General features: G+C 69.0%; 21 protein-coding genes. 10 read left to right on the top strand and 11 right to left on the bottom strand.

The window, feature by feature from the left end; all coding sequences use genetic code 11:
- Both E5679_RS04725 and E5679_RS04720 read right to left on the bottom strand, forming a co-directional pair.
- A complete protein-coding gene (locus tag E5679_RS04725; protein ID WP_138413910.1) occupies window positions 1-1,521 on the bottom strand; it encodes an MmgE/PrpD family protein in 1,521 nt (506 codons plus the stop codon).
- Window positions 1,514-2,200: a GntR family transcriptional regulator gene (locus E5679_RS04720; RefSeq protein WP_138413909.1), complete on the bottom strand. Its 687-nt coding sequence runs from the start codon at window positions 2,198-2,200 to the stop codon at window positions 1,514-1,516. Before E5679_RS04720 ends, E5679_RS04725 begins: the two co-directional genes overlap by 8 nt.
- Before the next feature lie 100 nt (window positions 2,201-2,300).
- Here E5679_RS04720 and E5679_RS04715 point away from each other — a divergent pair, with 100 nt between their 5' ends.
- Entirely contained in the window at window positions 2,301-4,130 is a 1,830-nt protein-coding gene (locus tag E5679_RS04715; RefSeq protein WP_249335952.1) for a gamma-glutamyltransferase family protein, read from the top strand.
- 13 nt (window positions 4,131-4,143) lie between these two features.
- Here E5679_RS04715 and E5679_RS04710 read toward each other — a convergent pair whose 3' ends face one another.
- Together E5679_RS04710 and E5679_RS04705 are read right to left on the bottom strand one after the other, a co-directional pair.
- Window positions 4,144-5,550, bottom strand: coding sequence for a DUF1731 domain-containing protein (locus E5679_RS04710; protein ID WP_138413908.1), 1,407 nt, complete (start codon window positions 5,548-5,550; stop codon window positions 4,144-4,146).
- 9 nt (window positions 5,551-5,559) lie between these two features.
- Window positions 5,560-6,099 carry a MarR family winged helix-turn-helix transcriptional regulator gene (locus tag E5679_RS04705; RefSeq protein WP_138413907.1) on the bottom strand — a complete coding sequence of 180 codons (540 nt, stop codon included), beginning with the start codon at window positions 6,097-6,099 and terminating at the stop codon, window positions 5,560-5,562.
- A gap of 102 nt (window positions 6,100-6,201) precedes the next feature.
- On the opposite strand from E5679_RS04705, the gene E5679_RS04700 reads away from it, so the two are divergent.
- Window positions 6,202-6,759, top strand: a complete 558-nt coding sequence (locus tag E5679_RS04700; protein ID WP_138413906.1) for an NADPH-dependent FMN reductase — start codon at window positions 6,202-6,204, stop codon at window positions 6,757-6,759.
- Window positions 6,760-6,921: 162 nt separating this feature from the next.
- Window positions 6,922-7,767, top strand: coding sequence for an NAD-dependent epimerase/dehydratase family protein (locus tag E5679_RS04695; RefSeq protein ID WP_138413905.1), 846 nt, complete (start codon window positions 6,922-6,924; stop codon window positions 7,765-7,767).
- Window positions 7,768-7,778: 11 nt separating this feature from the next.
- Here the strand turns inward: E5679_RS04695 and E5679_RS04690 are convergent, their stop codons facing one another.
- The 7 genes from E5679_RS04690 to E5679_RS04670 all read right to left on the bottom strand — a co-directional run bounded on the left by E5679_RS04690 (window position 7,779) and on the right by E5679_RS04670 (window position 12,355).
- The gene (locus E5679_RS04690; RefSeq protein WP_138413904.1) at window positions 7,779-8,462 is read right to left on the bottom strand and encodes an SGNH/GDSL hydrolase family protein; all 684 of its coding nucleotides are present in this window, start codon (window positions 8,460-8,462) and stop codon (window positions 7,779-7,781) included.
- A gap of 48 nt (window positions 8,463-8,510) precedes the next feature.
- Window positions 8,511-9,146 carry a nucleotidyltransferase family protein gene (locus E5679_RS04685; protein WP_212746904.1) on the bottom strand — a complete coding sequence of 212 codons (636 nt, stop codon included), beginning with the start codon at window positions 9,144-9,146 and terminating at the stop codon, window positions 8,511-8,513.
- Window positions 9,147-9,222: 76 nt separating this feature from the next.
- Window positions 9,223-9,426, bottom strand: coding sequence for a cold-shock protein (locus tag E5679_RS04680; RefSeq protein ID WP_138413903.1), 204 nt, complete (start codon window positions 9,424-9,426; stop codon window positions 9,223-9,225).
- Between the two features lie 190 nt (window positions 9,427-9,616).
- Window positions 9,617-9,757 (bottom strand): hypothetical protein, encoded by a 141-nt coding sequence (locus tag E5679_RS20765; RefSeq protein ID WP_171042241.1) that lies wholly within the window; start codon window positions 9,755-9,757, stop codon window positions 9,617-9,619.
- A 33-nt stretch (window positions 9,758-9,790) separates the two neighbouring features.
- Complete coding sequence (locus tag E5679_RS20760; RefSeq protein WP_171042240.1) at window positions 9,791-9,940, bottom strand: hypothetical protein; 150 nt, start codon at window positions 9,938-9,940, stop codon at window positions 9,791-9,793.
- Window positions 9,941-10,034: 94 nt separating this feature from the next.
- Window positions 10,035-10,730: a response regulator gene (locus E5679_RS04675; protein ID WP_138413902.1), complete on the bottom strand. Its 696-nt coding sequence runs from the start codon at window positions 10,728-10,730 to the stop codon at window positions 10,035-10,037.
- Window positions 10,727-12,355, bottom strand: a complete 1,629-nt coding sequence (locus E5679_RS04670) for a sensor histidine kinase (RefSeq protein WP_138413901.1) — start codon at window positions 12,353-12,355, stop codon at window positions 10,727-10,729. The genes E5679_RS04675 and E5679_RS04670 overlap by 4 nt, the downstream gene beginning before the upstream one ends.
- Window positions 12,356-12,467: 112 nt before the next feature.
- Between E5679_RS04670 and E5679_RS04665 the strand changes: the two genes are divergently transcribed.
- The 7 genes from E5679_RS04665 to cmk all read left to right on the top strand — a co-directional run bounded on the left by E5679_RS04665 (window position 12,468) and on the right by cmk (window position 19,436).
- Window positions 12,468-13,859, top strand: coding sequence for a cation:dicarboxylate symporter family transporter (locus E5679_RS04665; RefSeq protein ID WP_138413900.1), 1,392 nt, complete (start codon window positions 12,468-12,470; stop codon window positions 13,857-13,859).
- 225 nt (window positions 13,860-14,084) lie between these two features.
- Window positions 14,085-14,984 carry a ParA family protein gene (locus E5679_RS04660; RefSeq protein ID WP_138413899.1) on the top strand — a complete coding sequence of 300 codons (900 nt, stop codon included), beginning with the start codon at window positions 14,085-14,087 and terminating at the stop codon, window positions 14,982-14,984.
- Entirely contained in the window at window positions 14,971-15,840 is an 870-nt protein-coding gene (locus E5679_RS04655) for a segregation and condensation protein A (protein ID WP_171042239.1), read from the top strand. The genes E5679_RS04660 and E5679_RS04655 overlap by 14 nt, the downstream gene beginning before the upstream one ends.
- Window positions 15,830-16,381 (top strand): SMC-Scp complex subunit ScpB, encoded by a 552-nt coding sequence (gene scpB, locus E5679_RS04650; protein ID WP_138413897.1) that lies wholly within the window; start codon window positions 15,830-15,832, stop codon window positions 16,379-16,381. Before E5679_RS04655 ends, scpB begins: the two co-directional genes overlap by 11 nt.
- Before the next feature lie 161 nt (window positions 16,382-16,542).
- A complete protein-coding gene (locus E5679_RS04645; protein ID WP_138413896.1) occupies window positions 16,543-17,550 on the top strand; it encodes a pseudouridine synthase in 1,008 nt (335 codons plus the stop codon).
- A 3-nt stretch (window positions 17,551-17,553) separates the two neighbouring features.
- Window positions 17,554-18,654: a prephenate dehydrogenase gene (locus tag E5679_RS04640; protein ID WP_138413895.1), complete on the top strand. Its 1,101-nt coding sequence runs from the start codon at window positions 17,554-17,556 to the stop codon at window positions 18,652-18,654.
- Window positions 18,636-19,436 carry a (d)CMP kinase gene (cmk, locus tag E5679_RS04635; RefSeq protein ID WP_138413894.1) on the top strand — a complete coding sequence of 267 codons (801 nt, stop codon included), beginning with the start codon at window positions 18,636-18,638 and terminating at the stop codon, window positions 19,434-19,436. The genes E5679_RS04640 and cmk overlap by 19 nt, the downstream gene beginning before the upstream one ends.
- Window positions 19,437-19,446: the final 10 nt, after the last annotated feature.

The raw sequence follows: 19,446 nt of genomic DNA, 5'->3' as shown, positions 1-19,446 counted from the left end.
TTAGAAAAGTCCCTTCGGTCCCTTGGCGAGGTCGATGACCCCGTCCTTGGCCAGGATGTTCAGCGCATCGAGCTCGCCGGGCGCGAGCTCGGGCAGCCGCTGGACCGTCTCGAGGAACCTTTCGATCTCCTCTTGGGCGACGGCATCGGCGGCCAGGGTGCGGAACTTGGCGATGTACTGCTCGCGGCCGAAGGGCCGGGCGCCGAGCGGGTGCGCGTCCGCGACAGAGATCGAGTCCTCGATCACGGACCCGTCCGCGAGGGTGATCACGACCGAGCCGCCGAAGGCCTTCTCGGCGATGTCCAGGGAGTGGTACCGGCGGGTCCACTCGGGGTCCTCCTCGGTGGTGATCTTGTGCCACAGCGCCACGGTGTCGGCCCGGGCGGCCCGCTCGGGGGCGTAGGAGTCCACGTGGTGCCAGGCCCCGTCCTGCAGGGCGACGGCGAAGATGTACGGGATCGAGTGGTCCAGGGTCTCCCGGGAGGCGGTGGGGTCGTACTTCTGCGGGTCGTTCGCCCCGGAGCCGATCACGTAGTGGGTGTGGTGGCTCGTGCGGATCAGGATGCTCTGCACGTTCTCGGGATCCGTGATCTCGGGGTGCTCGCGGTGCAGCTTGCGGGCCAGGTCGATCCAGGCCTGAGCCTGGTACTCGGCAGAGTGCTCCTTCGTGTAGGTGTCGAGGATGGCGCGCTTGGCCTCGCCGGGGGCGGGGAGCGGGACCTCGTAGGCGGCGTCCGGGCCGTCGAGGAGCCGGGCGATGACCCCGTCCTCGCCCTCGTAGATCGGCACGGGGGAGGTCTGCCCGCGCATCGCCCGATCCACCGCCTCGACGGCCATCTTCCCGGCGAAGGCGGGAGCATGGGCCTTCCACGTGGAGATCTCGCCCTTGCGGGACTGCCGGGTGGCGGTGGTGGTGTGGAGCGCCTGCCCGATGGCTTGGAAGATCGTCTCGACGTCGAGTCCGAGCAGGGTCCCGATCCCGGCGGCGGCGGAGGGGCCGAGGTGGGCGACGTGGTCGATCTTGTGCCTGTGCAGGCTGATGGCCTTGGCCAGGTCGACCTGGACCTCGTACCCGGTCGCGATCCCGCGGATCAGGTCACGCCCGCTCGAGCCGGCGTGCTGGCCCACGGCCAGGATCGGCGGGATGTTGTCCCCAGGGTGGGAGTACTCCGCGGCCAGGAACGTGTCGTGGTAGTCCAGCTCCCGCACCGCGACCCCGTTCGCCCACGCCGCCCACTCCGGGGAGACGCGGTCGCCGATCCCGTACACGAGGGCGCCCCGGCCGCCGGTGGAGGCCGGATGCGACAGGGCCTGGGCCCGGGCGGAGACGATCGGCGCACGGTTCAAGGAGGCGATGGCAACTGAGGCGTTGTCGATGATCCGGTTGACCACCATCTCGGTCACCTCGGGGGTGACCTCGACCGGGTCCGCGGCGACCTCGGCGATCTTGTACGCGAGCTGCTCCTGGCGCGGGAGCTTCTCCTCGCTGCGGTAGACGCGGACCTTGTGCAGCTCAACCATGGCTGGCCTCTCGTTTCTCGGAATTCAGGCTGTTCTCGGAATTCAAGCTCTGGGTGGATCTGATGTGGTTCAGGCTGTTGCTCAGGTGCACCGCCGTCGCAGCCGCGGCGAGCTGGGGGTCGCCGTCGGCGATGGCCCCCGCAATCGAGGCGTGCTCGACCGCGGCCTGCCGCAGCCGAGGGGCGTCGTCCCTGGCGAGTCTGCGCACCCGTGCCAGATGCACGCGCAGGCCCTCGAGCGCCTGGGAAAGATAGTCGTTTTCCATGGCCTCATCGATGGCCTCGTCGAGTTCGGCGACGAGGGCGTAGTACTCGTGGCGCTGCGGGTCGTGGTCCGTCAGGAGCGCCGAAGCCGCGGCCAGGCGTTCCCGCATCGTGCTGAAGCGCTGGCGGCTGCCTCTCCGGGCAGCAAGGGCGGCGGCCTTGCACTCGAGCGCTTCGCGGAGTTCGAAGAGCTCGCCGAGCCGACCCAGTGAGATGTCACTGACCACCACGCCGCGCCCCCGCTGCGCTGTCGCGAGCCCGTCTGCCGTGAGGCGGGCGAGGGCCTCGCGGAGGGGAGTCCGCGAGACCCCCAGGCGCTCCGCCTGTTCGACCTCGCCCAGCACCGTCCCGGGCGGGAGGCGCCACTCCACGATGTCGTCCCTCAGGGACGCATAGGCGCGGTCGCTCGCTTTCACAATGTATACAGTGGCAGGCGAACGCCGCAGAATCAAGACGAAAACCCGGTCGTCTTGAACCTTGTGTATACAACGGTCACGAGGGGGTTAGCGTGGGGACGTGAGCTTCACGACTCGGCCCGAATTGGCGGGCACCTTCGGGGCGGTCTCAGCCACTCACTGGGTGGGCGCCCAAGCGGGCATGGCCATGCTTGAGCGCGGTGGCAACGCGGTCGACGCCGCTGCTGCCGCCGGCTTTGCGCTGCAGGCGGCAGAGCCCCAGCAGAACGGGCCCGGAGGGGACATGACGCTCATCCTCGCCAGGCCCGGTGGGAATCCTCAGGTCCTCTGTGCCCAAGGGCCCGCGCCCGCTAGCGCGAGTGTTGCTGCCTTCCGTGCCCTCGGCCTCGACCACGTGCCGGGTACGGGACTCCTTGCGGCCGCCATCCCGGGCTCAACGCTGGGTTGGCTGACGCTGCTGGCCGACCACGGCACGCTCAGCTTCCGCGAGGTCGTCGAGCCGGCGCTGCGCGTCGTCGAGGAAGGGCTCCCAGTCACTGCCCGCCTCGCCGCGGTCCTCGACCGCATGGCTCCGCACTTCATCGCGCACTGGCCCAGTTCTGCGGAGCTCTACGCCCCCAACGGTAAGCCCCTTGCGGAAGGCATGATTCTGCGCAATCTGCCGCTCGCAGAATCCTGGCGGCGCCTCTGTGCGGAGGAGCACGCCGCCGACGCCCGCGGAGCGCAGCGCGCGGAGGCGATTGACGCCGTCGTCCGTGCATGGGCGGAAGGCTTCGTCGCCCACACCATGGAGGCGTTCTGCCAGCTCCCGCACCGGGACTCGAGCGGGCGCTCCCACACGGGGCTCATGACGGCGGACGACCTCGCCGGGTGGCGCCCGCACTACGAGCCCACAGTCTCGCTCGATTTTCGCGGCTGGACCGTGCACAAGTGCGGGTTCTGGAGCCAAGGCCCGGTCTTCCTCCAGCAGCTGGCGATCCTCGACGCCATCCCGGGTTTCGGGGAGGGCCGCCTCGCGCCCGGCACCGAGGAGTACGTGCATACCGTGCTCGAGGCGACCAAGCTCGCGTTCGCGGATCGGGACGCTTGGTACGGGGATGGGGGAGAGATTCCGGGGGCGGAACTCCTCTCGCCCGAGTATGCCGCCGAGCGCGCTCGCCTGATCGGAGCAGCCGCATCCCTCGACGTTCGTCCGGGCACGCCCGGAGGTCGCAGCCCCCGGCTCCCCGACCTCCGCGTCCGGGGTGCGTTCGAGGCGGCGGGGGTGAACGGACTCGGCGAACCGAATGCGGTTCGCGCGCTGCTTGAAGCCCAGTCGCTCCCTCGAGGGGACGGGCAGTCCCGCACCGATACCGTCCACATCGACGTCGTCGATCAGTGGGGCATGATGGTCTCCGCGATGCCGAGCGGGGGATGGCTCTCGAGTTCGCCGGTCATCCCGGAGCTCGGATTCCCGCTCGGCACCCGGCTTCAGATGGCGTGGCTCGAGGAAGGGCTCCCGAACACCCTCGCCCCCGGACGCCGCCCGCGAACCACCCTCTCACCGTCGCTCGCCACCCGCGGGGGCGAACCCGTTCTTGCGTTCGGCTCTCCCGGCGGCGACCAGCAGGATCAGTGGCAGCCCCACTTCTTCCTCGAGGTCGCCCTCCGCGGTGCCGGGTTGCAGGAGGCCATCGATGCTCCCGCCTTCCACTCGGTGCACCTGCCCTCGAGCTTCTACCCGCACGAGGCGCAGCCGGGGGTCGCGCTGCTTGAGGACCGCTTCCCCCAAGCTGTCATCGACGGGCTCCGCGACCGTGGTCATCGCATCGGCGTCACTGGCCCGTGGCAGATCGGACGCCTCTGCGCCGTCGCGCGCGACCCGGCCACCACGGTTCTTCGGGCGGGAGCCGACCCGAGGGGGATGTCCGCCTACGCCATGGGGCGGTGAGGGGGCCCCGCTACTAGGCCTTGAGCTCGCGGAAGGCGCTCGCGAGCTGGGGATAGTCGAACTGGAAGCCCGCGCGCCGGAGCACGCCCGGCACGGCGCGGACGCTGTCGAGCGCGAGCTGCGGGTTGGTGCGCAGGACCACTGCAGCGACCCGCAGGAGGCCCGCCGGCGCGGGGATGCCCACCGGCACCCCCACGAACTCCCTGAGATGCGCCATGAGCTCGCGATTCTGGGCGGGATAGGGGGCAGTCGCGTTGACGACGCCTCCCGGCAGGGACACGGCGACCTCGCGCGGGGACGGAACCACTCCCAGAGCAGCCCTCGCGATCCGCAGCCAGTCGGCGGCATGGATCCAGCTGAACCACTGCTGTCCCGTCCCCAGCGGGCCGCCGCCGCCCATGCGTGCGACCGCGGCGAGCCTCTCCATGATCGCCGCCTCGCGAGCGAGCACGACGCCCGTGCGCATCACGGTGAGCTTCTCGGCTGGAGCTCCGCGGACCGAATCCTCCCAGGCGCGGACCACGGCAGCTAGGCCGGGAGCGTGGGGCGGTGGCGGCGTCGCCTCGTCGAACTCCTCCGGCGAATCGCCGTAGATGCCCACCGCGCTCTGCTGGAGCCAATGGCGGGGCGGCGTGGGCCACGAGCGGCTCGCTTCGACGAGTGCTCGTGTGGGCTCCACGCGGGACGCCTCGAGCTTCGCCAGGTTCTCGGGAGTCCCGGGCATGTCCAGGCTCACTCCGGAGAGATTGACGAGGTCGAGCGCCGGTTCCGCTGCCAGGCGCTCACTCCAGGCGCCGGGACTCCGGCCATCCCAGGGGAGCTGATCGAAGGGCGACGCCTCCGGCCTGCGGGTCAAGAGCGCGACGCGCCGACCGTCGCAGACGAGGTCCGCGGCCAGCAGCGTGCCGAGGAAGCCAGAGCCGCCGGCGATAACGGTGAGGGGAGCACGGTCGGGGGAGCCGCCGTCGCCCGCTGCTGTCTCTGGCGAGGCGAGCCGGTAGAGGCGCGCGCATTGGGCTGCGAAGCCGCGCACGAGGGGTTCGCCGGCCGTGAGGCCGAACTGCTGGGCGAGCGGACCCTCAAGCGTCACCCTCTGGGTGAACAGAGTTCCGCCGTGGCGCTCGTCGAGAATCCATTCGATGCTCTGCGTTCCGCCCGGCTGGGGCTGGCGGAGCATCAGACGGCGGCCCGGCTCCGCCGCGGCCACCTGAAACGCAGGGGCGGTTCGGCGGTGGAGCGGGCCCAGGAGGCGGTGGGAGGGGGCGTAATGGCCCGCAATCCCTTCCCGCAGGGGGCCGTCGAGGCTCGCGGCGCCCACGGCCGGGTTCCACTCGGGCCAGCGGTCGAGCTGTTCGAGGACCTCCCACAGGCGCTCCGCGGGGAGGCGGAACCATTGCGAGGTGGTGCGCTGCCAAGTCACCCGGCCAGTCTAGGGCTCCTCCCCGCAGGCGATGTCACACTCGCCGCTGGCCTCGATCGCCGCCGAGATACGCTGGCATGCGTCGCGGAGCGCGTCCTGCTGATCAGAGGTCAGCGGTTCGAAGACCACGCTGCGGACGAACTCGACGTGGCCGGGCGCGGCGTCGATGATGGCGCTTCGGCCGGCTGGGGTGAGGGCGATGTCCTGGCCCCGGCCGTCCTCGGGCGAACAGGCGCGGGAGATGAGTCCTTTGGCCTCCATCCGGCGGAGAAGATGGGAGAGGCGGCTTCGCCCCCACCCCAGATTCCGGGCCGCCTCGCCTGCTCGGACTACGCCGTCCGGGTCTTCCGACAGCGTTGCGAGGACGGAGTACTCGGGACCGGAGAGGCCGGAGTCGCGCAGGAGTTGGCGGTCGACGGCAGGCTGGAGCCCCCAGAGCAGGTGCCGGAGGGCGAGCCACACCTCGCGCTCGCGGGCATCAAGCCACTGCGGCTCGCGCACCGCGTCGTCCACGGCAGCGATGCCCTCTGCTGACGCGTGTGCCTCCATGAGGTCCCCCCGGGTGATGCGTAACTTAACTTGACGCATCAATCATATCGGTGTATCCCTGAAATCACCAAGGTTTGGTTGATACGTCAATTAGGAGGAAGCGTGACCAAGATTGCCATTGTCACGGGCAGCACGCGAGACGGCCGGAAGAACCGCCAGGTGGCCGAATGGGTGCTTGCGAAGGCGCAGGAGCGCGACGACGCAGAGTTCGATCTCGTCGATATCGCGGATTATCACCTTCCGCTGCTCGGTGAGCCCGCCCGCGAGCAGGGGGTGGCCTCGGTCAAGGAATTCTCCGCCCGCATGGACGAGTTCGATGGCTTCATCTTCGTGACGCCCGAGTACAACCACTCGGTCTCGCCTGCGCTCGCCAATGCGCTGAGCTACCTCAAGCCGGAGCTGGCGAACAAGGCGGCCGGGATCGTCTCCTACGGCTCCGCATTCGGGGCCCGCGCCGTGGAGCACCTGCGCGGCATCCTGTCGGAGCTGCAGGTCGCTCACGTGCAGAAGACCGGCCTGTTCTCGCTGTTCGTCGACTTCAAGGACGGCGCCTTTGCCCCGAGCGAGCTCCAGGCCGCCTCGGTGCTTCCCGTGTTCGATCAGGTGGTGCTCTGGGCCAAGGCACTCGAGACCGTGCGCGCCGAGGCAGCCGTCGCCTGATCCCCTCTGCTTGCGCCGTCACGTCCGCAGGGTCCCGACCCTGCGGACGTGACGGCGCAACTCGTGGCAACCCCTTCACGCCGCGGGGCCGCTTCTGCTAAGCAGGGTGAGGTCTGACCAGACAATGGATGGGCCGCCTCGCCGCGGTCCGAAGGGAGCTCCATGAAGATTGCACTCACCGGAGGAAGCGGCAAGCTCGGACGGGTGGCCGTCGAGTATCTGCGCTCGGCGAACCACGAGGTGTGGAACCTGGATCGGGTGGGGGAGCGCGACCGCGGCTTCATCCAGACCGATCTGACCGACTTCGGCCAGGTGATCGACGCCCTCGGCGGGGTCGACGACCGCTACGACGGGATCGACGCCGTCGTGCATCTCGGCGCGATCCCCGCGCCCGGGCTCGCGCCGGACGCCGCCACCTTCCGCAACAACATGCTCTCCACCTACAGCATCTTCGAGGCGGCACGGAAGCTCGGCATCAACCGCATCGTCTACGCCTCGAGCGAGACGGTGCTCGGGCTCCCGTTCGACATCGATCCCCCCTACATTCCCGTCGACGAGGAATATGAGGCGCGCCCCGAGAGCACGTATTCGCTCGTCAAGCACCTCGAGGAGCAGATGGCGCGGCAGCTGTGCCGGTGGAACCCCGAACTCAGCGTCTCGGCCCTTCGGTTCTCGAACGTCATGGTGCCGGCGGACTACGACCGCTTCCCGTCCTTCGAGGCCGATCCACGTGGCCGCAAGTGGAATCTCTGGGGCTACATCGACGCCCGCGACGGATCCCAGGCCATCGAGAAGGCCCTCACGACGGCGCGTCCGGGCTTCGAGGCCTACATCATTGCGGCGGCCGACACCGTGATGAGCCGCTCGTCCGCATCCCTGGCCGCCGAGGTGTTCCCGAAGGTCACGGTCACCAAGGAGCTCGGCGAGCAGGAGACGATGCTCGGGATCGACAAGGCGCGTCGGCTGCTCGGCTACGAGCCGAAGTACAGCTGGCGGCAGCAGGCTTAGCCGCGGCCCCCTCAGCCCCGGATCACGTTCTCCATGAGCTGGGCGAGGCGGACGTGGCCCTGGGCGGTGGGGTGCTCGCCGTCGGGCCCGATGAGCTCGCGGGCGTCGCCGGCGATCCAGCCGTCGGCAATGGGATCGACGAAGGACACCCCCGCCATGCCCGCCGCCTTCTGCAGGGCATCGCGAACGGCAGTGAGGTCGGGTGCGGGAGCCGGCGAATAGGACGGAGGGCCGATGACGACGATCCTCGCCTCGGGGGCCTTGGCCTTCGCCGTTTCGAAGGCGAGGACCGCGGAGTCGGTGATCTCCGTGGGGGCGGTGCCCAGATCATTGTCCGAGCCGAAGAACAGGACGATGCTGGCATCCGCCCCTACGTAGCGCTCGACCTCCGTGAGGAATGTCGAGTCGTTCTCGCCGTGGGCAACGTAGCCGCTGCCGTTCTCGGCGGCATTGAGCACCTCGAGATTTCCGCCGTGCTCCTCGTCGCGCTCCACGAGGACGGGCCAAGCGTCGGCGGCGGAGGTGCCGAACCCGGTGCTGAGCGAGTCCCCGATCACCACCAGCTGGGCTCGGACCGGCACGAGACCAGAGCTCGCCACGGAGAGCAGCACGACCAGCGCGACCCCGAGCGCAACGAGGAGAGCGACCCGCCGCGAGCGCTGCTGGGCCGCCGTCGGGCTTTCGCTGGTCTCCACGAGGCCCCAGTATTCCTCAGGGGAGGGGGCCGGCCAACCCTGCCGGGCCTACGCGTCGCGGCGCTGAGACGGTGCCGTGGGCTCGGGGGGCGTGTCGACGTCGTCGTCCCCACCCAGCCCCGTGCAGTCGATCGGTTCCGCACCATGTTGCCTGAGGTAGGGGGCTGCACCCACATCTCCACTGAGCCCGGGCCGGAGGCGATCCCAGTGGTCCCGGCCGATGAGCACGGGGTGCCCGGGCTTCCCCGCGTAGACCGCGCGCCGCAGCATCGATGGTGCGGCTCCGCCGTCGAGCACGCGTCGCAGCGCGGATGCCGTCAGGTGTGGAAGGTCAACAAGCGTGATGAGGGCCGCGACAGGGGCAGGTTCGAGTTCGAGCGCGTCGAAGGCGGCGCGCAGCGAGGCGCCGACGCCGTCCTCCCAATCGGGGGCGACGACGGGCACCACGCGGGCATCGCCTGCCGGAATCAATGCGCGGGCTTCCTCGGCTCCGGCGCCGAGAACCACGACGACGGGCGCGCACCCCGCGTCGAGCAGCAGGCTCACGCCGCGCTCGAGCCAGCTTCCTTCTTCTGGCGAGCCCGCGAGAGCCTTGGGCTTCCCGAATCGACGACCGGCACCCGCCGCCAGGAGCACGCCGGCGACCGGGCGGTCGACGACGGGCCGGTCCTGGGAGGGCTGCACGCCACCAGCCTACGGCTAGAGAAACTGAAGGCCGGCAGCGTAGACGCTGCCGGCCTTCAGTGGTGATCCTCAGGGATCAGAGAGCGCGGACCTTTGCGGCCTGAAGGCCCTTGGGGCCCTGCTGCGACTCGAACTCGACCTTCTGGCCCTCGTGAAGCTCACGGAAGCCCTTCGCCTCGATGGCGGAGAAGTGGACGAAGATGTCGTCGCTGTTGTCATCGGGGGCGATGAAGCCGAAGCCCTTTTCGCCGTTGAACCACTTGACTGTTCCGGTTGCCATGTTGCCCTCCTCGGACGTGCGTCCCCGCCTCTCGGGAACGCAGTGCAGCGGTGTCGTAACCGCCTATCAGAGTCAACTCGGGCTTCCGGCGGAGGCCATCATTGCAAAGACAAAACGAAACACTCGAACTACAACATCCAGAATAGTGGTCCGAGGCCGATTCTGCCCAGTCCGCAGCCCCCGGCGCTCCTCAGTCGTAGCCGAGATCGATGTCCGGGTTCGGCTCCTCGTCCTCCAGATCCTGGGAGTCCGCGGCAGACGCCTCGCGGTCGCGTCCGTCGTCGGGCCCGGTGAGATCTTGAAGACGGCTGTCGTCAATCCCGTGCGTCATGACGTGCTCCTCTCCTCAACGTCTGAGTCAGGATCAGCCGGCGTCGAAGCGCTCGTCGTCCTGCTCGTCGTCGTCACGGTCATTGCCCGACCCGTCGGGGAGCGCGGAGACATCCACCGTCTTCCGCGCCGGCGCGCTGAGGGTCTTGTCCTCAGCGGGTGCGGGCTCGCTCGACTCGCTCATAGCTCCTCCTGCCGTCCTGTCACGAGGGGACAACCCCTCACCACAACGGTATTCCTCGAGGGTTCCGACGGCACTAGCCCAGACAATGCGCTTTTCATCCCGCCCAGCGGTACTCCTTCTCGGGCCGGCCAGGGGTGCCATAACGGGCCGATCGGGTGAGGACGCCGGCGTCGGCGAGGTGCTCGAGGTAGCGGCGGGCCGTCACGCGCGAGACCCCCACGGCCTCCGTGACCTCCGTCGCGGAGACGGCCGCGCCGCGGTCTCGCACGAACGCGCGGATGGCCTCAAGGGTGTCCAGTGAGAGGCCCTTGGGAAGCGGGGTTCCCACGGGCGTCCTGAGCGCGGCGAGCGCCTCGTCCACGGCGTCCTGCGAAGCCGTTCCGCCTGTTCCCGCGAGGGATTCCCGGAATTGGCGGTAGTGCTCGAGCCGCTCCGCGAAGGCCGCGAAAGTGAACGGCTTGATGAGGTACTGCACCACGCCTGCGGAGATCGCTCTCCGAACCACTGGAAGCTCTCGCACCGCCGTGATCGCGAGGATGTCCGGGTGATGGCCCGCCGCCCGCAGGCGCCGCGCGACGTCGAGGCCGTGGAGGTCGGGAAGGTTCATGTCCAGGAGCACGAGATCGACGGGCGTGCCGGCGGCTGCGAGCTGATTGACGAGCCGGAGCGCCGATGCCCCGTCGTGCGCCGTGCCCGCGTGGGCGAATCCCTCGAGCCGGCCGAGGTAGGCGGCGTGGGCGTCCGCCGCAATCGGCTCGTCCTCGACCACGAGCACGCGCAGAACGCTCACACCCTGCCCTCTGAGTTCTCTCGCGCCTTTCGGGCCGGAATCGACACCGTGAACACGGCGCCGCGGGCGCCGGACACCGTGAGCGTGCCGCCGAGTGCCTCCACCGACCGGCGGACGAGGGCCAGCCCAAGTCCTCGACCGGTGGCGCTCTGGGGTTTGGTCGAGTATCCGAACTGCAGGATGCGGTCGCGTTCGGCCGCGGGAACCCCCGGGCCCGAATCGGATACCTCGATCAGCACGTTCTCACCTTCCTCCTGGATCTCCAGCGACGCCCAGCGCGGCGGGGGAGCCGCGGCCGCCGCATCGATGGCATTGTCGAGCAGATTCCCGACGATCGTGACCACGTGCTTCGCCTCGAGTCCCGCCGCGGCGAGGTCTCCCGCGGCTTCTGCGTCCAGACGGACCCCGCGTTCGTGGGCCTGCGCTGCCTTCCCCATGACGAGCGCCGCGAGAACGGGCTCCTCCACAGATACCACGAGCTCGTTCGCGATTGACTGGCTCAGCGCGAGGTCCTCGGTCGCGAATTCCCTCGCCTCCTCGGTCCGGCCCAGTTCGAGGAGCGACACGATGGTGTGGAGGCGGTTCGCGTGCTCATGCGTCTGGCTCCTGAGCGCGTCGGAGAGCGTCCGCATGGTCTCGAGCTCGGTGCCCAGGGCCTCGATCTCGGTTCGGTCGCGCAGGGTCGCCACCGAACCGAGGCGGCGAGTCCGCCGCCCAGCAGGAGTCGATGCCGGCTCCTGGTTGACCACGAGCATCCGGTCCCGCGTCAGGTGGATTTCGTCGTGGGCCGTGCGACCGCTCGCGAGCAGGTCCCGCAGGCTCGGGGGAAGGTCGACGTCGTCGAGCAGCGGGGCGGGGGACGCCGCCTTCTCAGGCGGGAGTCCCAGCAGCTCGGAGGCTTGATCGTTACGGATGACGAGGCGTCCCCGCGGGTCGACCATCACCACGCCTTCCCGGACCGAATGGAGCACCGACTCGTAATAGGCGAACAGCTGGCTGAGCTGCTCGAGGCCGTAGCCGTGGGTTGCCGCCGCGAGGCGGCGCTCGAGGATCGCCGCCCCGAGCGAGCCGAGGAGCAGCACGAGCAGGCCGACGACGACAACCGCAGGCAGACGGGAGGCGAGGGCGACGTCGAGGGTTGTCACGGTGACGCCGGCGGCGACCATGCCGAGCACCTTGCCGTCGCCGGGATCCTTGATCGGCACAATGCTCCGCACGGAAGGCCCCAGGGTGCCCGTGTACGTCTCAGTGAACGGCTGGCCGGCCAGGGCCTGCGCCGTCGAGCCAATGTACGTTCCTCCGATCTCGGCCGGATTCGGATGGGTCCAGCGGATGGCCTGCGGCGACATGATCGTGATGAAGTCCAAGCCCGCGTCTGCGCTGACTTTCGACGCGTACGGCTGGAGCGCCGGAGTGGGGCTGGTCGTCGCCGCACCGCGGGCGGCCTGGACGACGGCGGGGCTGTCTGCGATGGCCTCGGCCACCGAGAGCGTGCGCTCCCCGGCGGCCTGGCGCAGCTGGTCTCGTGCGTCGAGGAAGAACGCCGTGCCGATGAATGCAGTGAAGAGCACGACGGCCAGCACCAGGAGGAGGAACAGCCGCCGCGCGAGGCTGAGTTGCCGCATTGAGTTCCCGTTCCTCGTGACCAATATGACCGCAATAGTGGCCTTCCTCACAGGGTATTGGAAGGTTGAAGAGCCGCGGTTCGGAAGCGGCACGGAGTGAGGGAGAGGACCAATGGCAACGGTGCCACACACGTCGGCGGGTCAGCCGGCCAAGAAGAAGGTCGATCGGACGCACTGGCTCTACATCGCCGTGATCGTGGCGGTGGTGCTCGGCGTGGTCGTCGGCCTCGTGTTCCCGGGCAAGGATGGCGTCGCGGCCAACCTCAAGCCGCTCGGCGACGCGTTCGTGAACCTCATCAAGATGATGATCGCGCCGGTGATCTTCTGCACGATCGTGCTCGGCATCGGCTCCATCGCGAAGGCCACCACGGTCGGCAAGGTGGGCGGCCTCGCCCTCGTGTACTTCCTGATCATGAGCACCTTCGCCCTCGGCATCGGCCTCGTGGTCGGCAACTTCATCCACCCCGGCGAGGGCCTCAACCTCAAGGACGCCACCTACAAAGCGCCTGAGGCCACTGACACGACGAACTTCCTGCTCGGGATCATTCCGAACACCCTCGTCTCATCGCTCACCTCGGGCCAGATCCTCCAGACGCTCTTCGTGGCCCTTCTCGTCGGCTTCGCCCTGCAGCGCATGGGGAAGACCGGCGGCATGATCCTCGAGTTCATCCGCCAGGCGCAGGTGCTCGTCTTCCGCATCCTCGTGATGATCATGTGGGTTGCCCCCATCGGCGCCTTCGGTGCGATTGCCGCCGTCGTGGGCGCCACTGGCTGGAAGGCCGTCCTGAGCCTGCTGACGCTCATGCTCGCGTTCTACATCACCTGCATCCTGTTCATCGTGGTGATCCTGGGCGGCGTGCTGCGCGCCGTTGCCGGCGTGAACATCTTCAAGCTCATGAAGTACCTGGCCCGCGAGTACCTCATCATCGTCTCGACGTCCTCGTCCGAGGCCGCGCTCCCGCGCCTCATTGCGAAGATGGAGCACCTCGGCGTGTCCAAGCCGGTCGTCGGCGTGACAGTGCCGACCGGCTACTCCTTCAACCTCGACGGCACCGCGATCTACCTGACCATGGCCTCGCTGTTCATCGCGACCGCCATGGGACAGCCCCTCAGCCTCGGCGAGCAGATCGCGCTCCTCGTGTTCATGATCATCGCGTCGAAGGGCGCCGCCGGCGTGAGCGGGGCGGGCCTCGCCACCCTCGCGGGCGGACTGCAGGCCCACGCGCCGCAGCTCGTCGGAGGCGTCTCCTTCATCGTCGGCATTGACCGCTTCATGTCCGAGGCCCGAGCGCTCACGAACTTCACGGGCAATGCCGTGGCGACGGTGCTCATGGGGGTGTGGACGAGCGAGATCGACCGGCAGCAGGTGGGCGAGGTCCTCTCCGGACGCCGTCCCTTCGATGAGTCGACGATGCTCTCCGACCACGATCACGGGACCTCCCAGGAGGTCGAGCCCGTGGACGCCGAGACCGCTCGCGCCCGCGCCCAGGCCACGCACGCCTGAGCATTAGCCCCACCGCATCCATCCCCTGACTGCCGCCACCTCCGCGTCGCCCCCAAGCGCGGAGGTGGCGGCCTTGTTCTGCGAAAAACCCAAACCTTGAGGCTCTACTTGAGGGTCAAGGCTCAGCCGAAGCGATGTGTCAAGGTCCCGAAGATGCGTGTCGTCCCTGTGTAGGCTGGGGACTCAGGAAGCCGCAGTCAGCGATTCGAAAGTGTGGATGGATAAGTGAGCACAGAGCAGAGCGCAGCGACTCTGGACAGCATCACGGAAGACCTCACCGACGTCGTGCTGGGCCCCACCGGCCGCCCGGAGCGCGAGTACCCGGTGCCTGCCCCTCTGGCCTCCCACGGCCCGGCGCGCATCATCGCTATGGTCAACCAGAAGGGCGGCGTGGGCAAGACCACCTCGGCCATCAACCTCGCGGCTGCGCTCGCCGACTACGGACGCCGAGTGCTCATCGTCGACTTCGATCCGCAGGGCGCTGCCTCCGCTGGCCTGGGAACCAATCCCCATGAGCTCGACCTCACGGTCTACAACGTGATGATGGACCGCCAGGTGGACATCCGCGATGCGATCCGCCACACCGAGATCGAGAACCTCGATCTCCTGCCCGCCAACATCGACCTCTCTGCCGCAGAGGTGCAGCTCGTGACCGAGGTGGCTCGCGAGCAGGTCCTCGCGAGTGCCCTCCGGAAGGTCGAGAACGACTACGACCTGGTGCTCATCGACTGCCAGCCGTCCCTCGGGCTCCTCACCGTGAACGCCCTCTCGGCCGCGCACGGCGTGATCATCCCGCTCATCTGCGAGTTCTTCGCCCTGCGCGCGGTGGCTCTCCTCGTGGAGACGATCGAGAAGGTCCAGGACCGCCTCAACCCGCGTCTCGTGGTCGACGGCGTCCTCGCCACGATGTACGACGCCCGCACCCTGCACAGCCGCGAGGTCCTCGCCCGACTCATCGAGGCCTTCGGCGACAAGGTCTTCGATTCGGTCATCAAGCGCACCATCAAGTTCGCGGACGCGACCGTGGCGGCCGAGCCCATCACGCGCTACGCCGCGAATCACGCCGGCGCCGAGGCCTACCGCAGGCTCGCGCGCGAGCTCGTGGCCCGCGGTGGAGCACCTTAGCCACCCGCCCGAGGGCGAGAGCGGCTCTGCCTCCGGCTTCGAGGTTCGGCTCGAGAACTTCACGGGACCGTTCGATGCGCTCCTGAGCCTCATCACCAAGCGGCGCCTCGACATCACCGAGGTCGCGTTGGCGACCGTCACCGACGACTTCATCGCCTACATCCGCGCCATGCAGGAGCGCGGCGAGGAGTGGGCCCTCGATGAGGCGAGCGAGTTCCTGGTCATCGCGGCCACTCTCCTAGACCTCAAGGCGGCTCGGCTGCTGCCCCAAGGCGAAGTCGAGGACGAGGAGGACGTGGCCCGGCTCGAGGCCCGCGACCTCCTCTTCGCTCGGCTGCTCCAGTACAAGGCATTCAAGGAGATCGCCGGGATCTTCGGGGAAACGCTTGAGGCTGAGGGCCGCCGCTTCCCGCGGGCCGTGAGCCTTGAGCCTTCGTTTGCCGCGCTCCTGCCGGAGCTTGTCTGGCAGCACACTCCCGAGCAGTTCGCCGCCCTCGCGGCGAAGGCCTTCGCGCCCAAGGAGGCTCCGCCGTCGGAAGTCGGGCTGACCCACCTCCACGCCCCGCCCGTCAGCGTGCGGGAGCAGGCCGCCATCATCGGCGCCCGGCTTCGCGTCGGAGGGGCGCAGACGTTCCGGGCGCTGACGGCGGACGCGGAGTCGCGGCTCGTGGTGGTGGCGCGTTTCCTCGCGCTGCTCGAGATGTTCCGCGACCGCGCGGTCGCCTTCGAGCAGGCGGCGCCCCTTGGCGAGCTCAGCGTGCGCTGGACCGCAGGCCAGGACTGGACCGCCGAGCGGCTCAGCGAGGAGTACGACGACGAACCACAGGAGGAACGGGAGGAGCAGCATGCAGGGTGATCGAAGGGCCGCCGCGCTCGAGGCCGTGCTCATGGTGGTCGACGAGCCCGTGAGCTCCGCCGAGCTTGCAGCGACCCTTGAACTTCCCGAACCCGAAGTCGAGGAGCTGCTCACGGGGCTGGCGGCGGAGTACGACGCTGCCGGGCGGGGATTCGAGCTGCGGTCGGTTGCCGGGGGGTGGCGGTTCTACTCGCGCCCCGAATTCGCCGAAATCGTGTCCCACTACGTCCTCGAAGGCCAGACCTCTCGCCTCACCCAGGCCGCTCTGGAGACCTTGGCCGTCATCGCCTACCGCCAGCCCGTGCCTCGCTCGAGGGTGGCCGCGATTCGCGGTGTCAACGTCGACTCGGTGGTGCGCACCCTTGTCTCCCGAGGGCTCGTGGAGGAGGCCGGGACGGATCCGGAGTCGGGAGCGATCCTGTACCAGACGACGTCGTACTTCCTCGAACGCCTCGGAATCGGATCGGTCGCCGAGCTCCCGCGGCTCTCGCCTCACTTGCCGGGACTCGACGAGCTCGGAGCGATCGAGTTCGAGCGGTAGGGCTCGAGCGGTAGTGGCTCGAGCCGTAGGGGAGAGAGAGCTGGCTCACGCCGGTCCGAAGCGGGATCGGACTATCCGGTATCGTTGATGGGGGCCATTCGGGCCCCTGCCCGCGGAAAGCGGGCCGAGAGAATCTCCAACCACATACTTGAGGCCGGGTCATGACACAGGCGGGACGCCAGGGTTCACCAAGCAACAAGGGGCCGCGCGGCACCCAGAAGAACAACGCAGGAGCGCGAGGAAACTCCGCCCGCGGGGGCGCGAAGGGCGCGCCCAAGGCAGCGCAGCGCAAGCGCGGCGAGCGGCCGCAGGCGAAGGGATCGGGCGCTCCCTTCGCTAACGAGCGCTTCGGCCGCAATCTGGGGCCCGTGCGCGACAGCGCCAGGCGCACACCCACGCCGCTGCCGCCCCACAAGCCGCGCACTCGCGAGCAGATGAAGGAGGACGGCGTTCGCCTCCAGAAGGTTATGGCGAACGCGGGCGTTGCGTCGCGTCGGGTGTGCGAAGAGCTCATCGAGCAGGGTCGTGTCGAAGTCAACGGGCAGATCGTCACCGAGCTCGGTTCGCGCGTCAACCCGGAGACCGACGTCATCCACGTGGACGGCGTGCGGGTCCAGACGAACGAGAGCCTCGTCTACATGGCCTTCAACAAGCCGCGCGGGGTGGTCTCCACGATGGACGATCCCGAGGGGCGGCCCTGCATCTCGGACTACCTCCGCCCGGGCACGCCCGAGCGGCTTTTCCACGTTGGCCGGCTGGACACCAACACCGAGGGTCTGCTGCTCCTGACGAACGACGGCGAGCTGGCCAACCGCCTGACGCACCCTTCCTATGAGGTGCCCAAGACGTATGTGGTCCAGGTGCGCGGCCCGATGCCGCATGGCGTCGGCGCTCAGCTGCGCCGCGGCATCGAGCTCGAGGACGGGCTCGCGAAGGTGGACTCGTTCAAGCTCGTCGATTCGACGCCCGGCTTCGTCCTCGTCGAGGTCGTCCTCCACTCCGGCAAGAACCGGATCGTACGCCGGATGTTCGACGCCGTCGGCTTCCCGGTGCAGCGGCTCGTCCGGGCCAAGATCGGGCCGATCGGCCTCGGCGACCAGAAGCAGGGCACCGTCCGGAAGCTCGGCAAGCAGGAGGTCGGGCATCTCATGGCGGCCGTGGGGCTCTAGCCGATGCCAGCAACCCACTTGGCGGGGCCCGTCGTCGTCATCGGCACTGGGCTGCTCGGGACGAGCATTGGTCTCGGGCTCGAGCACCGGGGCGTTCCGGTGTTCCTGGAGGACCCGTCGCCCACGAACCAGGCCGTCGCCGTCGACATCGGCGCGGGCCGCCCGGTGTCCGAGATCGAGGCGAACCCCGGGGTGCAGCCGCAGCTCGTCGTTGTTGCGGCGCCGCCGGACGTGACGGCCGACGTCGTCGACCGCTCGCTCAAGAGGTGGCCTCGCGCCGTCGTCGTGGACATCGCAAGCGTGAAGTCAGGGATCCTCGCCGAACTCCGCACACGCGAGGTGGATCTGTCACGCTATGTGGGGACGCATCCCATGGCCGGCCGCGAGAAATCGGGTCCGGTCGCGGCGCGCGGCGAGCTCTTCACCTCGATGCCGTGGGTCGTGTGCGCCCACGGTGCAGCATCGGAGGATGCGCTGCGGCTCGCCAAGGCGCTCGGGGCAGATCTCGGCGCGGTCGTGCTGGAGTTCGATGCCGACGAGCACGACGAGGCGGTGGCCCTGGTGAGCCACCTGCCCCAGGTCATGTCGTCCCTCCTTGCGAGCCGGCTCCAGGGAACCGACCTGCGGCTGCTCTCGCTTGCCGGAAACGGCCTGCGGGACACGACCCGCATCGCTGCTAGCGATCCCGGCCTCTGGGTCCAGATCCTCGGGGCGAACGCGGACAAGCTGGTCAAGCACCTGTACGGTGTGCGTGAGGACGTCGAACGGCTGATCCACACGCTCGAGGCCCCCACGGCGCCCGGGGCGCGCCTCGACCTGGCGCAGCTCATGAGCGAGGGCAATGCGGGCCAGGCTCGCATCCCGGGCAAGCACGGCGGGCCGCCGCAGGCATTCGCTTGGCTGACCGTCCTTGTCGACGACCGGCCGGGGCAGATCGCGAAGCTCCTCACCGAGATCGGCGAGATCGGGGTCAACCTCGAGGATCTGCGCCTCGACCACTCGTCGGGGCGGAATGTGGGCATGGCGGAGATCTCCGTGCTGCCGAGCAAGCACGACGAACTGGTAGCTGAACTGGAGGAGCGGGGATGGCGGGTGTTGCAGTGACGGACTCTGAGCGCAGCTCGGGAATCAACGCCGAGAGCACGGCGCGGGGCACGAGCGTGCGCTACACCCCGCTCCCGGGGCAGGAACCGCTCCGCGTTGGGCGACCGCTCGTCGTCGCAATCGACGGCCCCTCAGGCTCGGGGAAGTCGAGCGTGTCCAAGGAGGTGGCCCGCCGGCTCCGGCTGGCCTACCTCGACACGGGTGCCATGTATCGCGCGGTGACCTGGGACTGCCTCCACCGCGGGCTCGATCTCACCGACAGCGCGCTCGTGGAGGCCTCTGCTCGCGCGCTCGAACTGGAGCTCAGCACGAGCGCTGACTCTGAGCGCGTGCGAGTGCACGGCCACGACGTCACGATGGAGATCCGCGAACCGAAGATTTCGTCGTCCGTGAGCGCCGTCGCGACCAACCTCGGCGTGCGCGACGAGCTGATCCGTCGCCAGCGCGCGCTCATTGCCGCCCACGGCCGCCGGATGGTCGTCGAGGGACGGGACATCACGACCGTCGTCGCTCGCGACGCCGAGGTGCGCATCCTCCTGATCGCCTCCGAGGAAGCTCGCATGCGCCGCCGTGGCCTGCAGCTCGGAGGCACCCAGAGCGCAGAAGCCCTTCACCAGCAGGTGGTCGAACGGGACCGGAAGGATTCGACCGTCGCGAGCTTCACCCAGGCCGCGGACGGCGTCTACACCATCGACTCCTCAGACCTGGACTTCGAGGAGACCGTGAGCGCGGTCCTCGAGGTCGTCCACGCGGCGGTTGCCGCACCCCCGGCTCGCCGCTGAAGCACAGTGC

Origin of the sequence: Sinomonas gamaensis (assembly GCF_005876955.1) — a bacterium.
Taxonomy (GTDB): domain Bacteria; phylum Actinomycetota; class Actinomycetes; order Actinomycetales; family Micrococcaceae; genus Sinomonas; species Sinomonas gamaensis.
This window is presented reverse-complemented; position numbering and strand designations above follow the sequence as displayed.